This window comes from Chitinophaga sp. (assembly GCF_035564935.1).
Lineage (GTDB): Bacteria > Bacteroidota > Bacteroidia > Chitinophagales > Chitinophagaceae > Chitinophaga.
This window is the reverse complement of record NZ_DATMTE010001080.1, coordinates 1-2,375: the sequence shown is the minus strand read 5'-3', so window position 1 is coordinate 2,375 and position 2,375 is coordinate 1. Positions and strand designations below refer to the sequence as shown.

2 protein-coding genes are annotated in these 2,375 nt (G+C 42.5%); both read left to right on the top strand.

The genetic code is table 11. The annotated features are described in order from the left end of the window. The coding region (locus VN105_RS27835; RefSeq protein WP_325646428.1) for a TonB-dependent receptor domain-containing protein at positions 1-1,297 on the top strand (1,297 nt) is incomplete at its 5' end. Between the two features lie 11 nt (positions 1,298-1,308). After that, positions 1,309-2,375, top strand: a 1,067-nt coding sequence (locus tag VN105_RS27830; RefSeq protein WP_325646426.1) for a SusD/RagB family nutrient-binding outer membrane lipoprotein, incomplete at its 3' end; no start/stop codon positions are given.

Sequence of the window (2,375 nt, the reverse complement as noted above, 5' to 3'; positions counted from 1 at the left end):
ATTAACCGGAAGAAATGATTGGTCTTCTTCCCTGCCGTTCGGAAATAACTCTTATTTCTATCCATCTGCTACTGCAGCATTCATCTTCTCTGAGCTGCCAGGTCTGAAAGACAGCAAGGTGTTATCCTTCGGTAAGTTAAGAGTGGGTTATACCGGTATTGGTAATGATGCCCCTCCTTACAGGGTAAAAACACCATTCCTCAAAACCTCTATCTCAGATGCTTTGGACGGAACTGTTATCATACCATTTAATGGAGTAAACGCATTCTCTCAAAACAATGTGCTTGGTAACCCGGGTTTAAAACCTGAAAGCATCAAGGAATTTGAAGTTGGTTTGGAATCCAAATGGTTCGGTAACCGTATCGGATTAGAAGTGAGCTATTACAATAAAATCAGCCGTGACCTGATCTACACATCTGAAATTTCCGCTGGTTCCGGCTTTAATTCCGCTATTATCAATGCGGGTAAAATCACCAACAAAGGAGTGGAAGTTACTTTAACAGGCAGTCCTGTACAAACAAGAAACTTTAACTGGAACATTGCAGTGAACTACTCCAGGAACAAGAGTATGATCAACGAATTGTCTGAAGGTGTTGACCGTATCCAGATCGGCGGCTTTACTTCTCCGGGTATATTCCTCATCGCAGGTCAGCCTTATGGTTCCATTGTTGGCTCCCAGCAGGCAAGATACTCCACAGGAGAAAAGTTGATAGATGCCAAAGGTTATCCTGTTCTGGATCAAACCGGAGATGCTAACATTGGAAATATACAACCAAGATGGATTGGCGGCGTAACTAATACATTGTCTTATAAAGGCATTGACCTGTCATTTACATTTGATGGCCGTTTTGGTGGAGACATCCTCAATTTTGATGAATACTATTTAACTGGTTCCGGTCAAAGTGTACGAACCAATAACAGGGAAGGAACTACTATACTTGATGGTGTAACCGCTGATGGCAAACCCAATACAGTAGCTATTAAAACAGACCAGGTTTACTACAGGAACTATTGGAGAACAATGTTCGAAAACGTAGTACAGGATGGAACCTTCGTGAAATTGAGAAACGTAACAGTAGCTTACTCCTTACCATCAAAATTGTTAGGAAAAACCTTTATTAAAGGAGCTACCATTTCGGTTGCAGGCAGGAATCTTTGGTTATATGCACCAAACTTTACCGGATCCGATCCTGAGTTAAGCTTGTATGGTTCAGGTGATAACTCCGCAGGTGGCATGGTGAACTTCGTATCACCTTCTACCAGATCTTATAATGCAACCGTGAAATTAACTTTCTAAACTGAGTAATGATGAACAAAAAGATAATTATATCCATATTAGCAGGGGGCATTTTATTATCCGGTGCGGGATGCAAAAAGTTCCTCGATGTAAATGATGATCCGGCCAGTGCTACAAAAGTGAGTGATGCACTTTTGTTATCCGGAGTTGAGCTTAATACCGCCTTTGCTATTACAGGTGGTTACCCGGCCAGAACCAGTACATTCTGGACACAGCAACTGGCTTATAATCAGGCAGGTCCCGACTGGGATTCTTATGCAGTAACTTCATCAGATGTAAATAATACCTGGGCGTTTGATATGTATCCTGCAGTGCTGCAGAATCTGAAAACACTGGAAAGCCAGGCCAATACCGCCGGACATAAACATTATGAAGCAGTTGCTAAAATATTGATTGCCTATAACCTGGCGGTGACCACAGATGTGTGGAATGATATTCCTTATTCCAAAGCCTTCGGTGGATTTGAGAACCTGAAACCTTCATATGATTCACAGAAAGACATCTATGCAGCCATTGGTGGTTTGCTGGATGCCGCAATCGGTTTGTTAGGTGAGGAAGATAACACAATTGTTCCTGATTCGAAAGACCTGATCTTTAGTGGTGACATTGATAAATGGACTTCATTTGCCTATTTCCTGAAAGCCCGTTATGCGCTTCGTTTAAGTTACGCGCCTGATCATAATAAGCAAACGCAGGCTAACCTGGCATTGACTGCTATTGCTAAGGCCTTCCCGGATGAAACAGGAAATGCTGCCTTTCAGTTTGCCACCGGGGCAGGTTCTGAATCACCTTGGTATCAGTTCGTGCAAAATTGGGGAAGCGTTGTTTCTTCCAGTACCTTTATTAACTTCCTGAAAGCTAAAAATGATCCACGTTTAGCTGTAGTGGCAGATACAATTGCCGGCGGCCAGTATGTAGGAAGGGTAATAGGCGCTTCTCTTACAAGTCCTGCAGGCAGTGTTTCTGATGTGGGGAATTTATTTAATGCAGCTGATCAGAAAATTAACCTGGGCACTTATGATGAACAACTGTTTATTAAGGCCGAAGCTACATTCCTGTCTACAGAGAAGATTGAAAC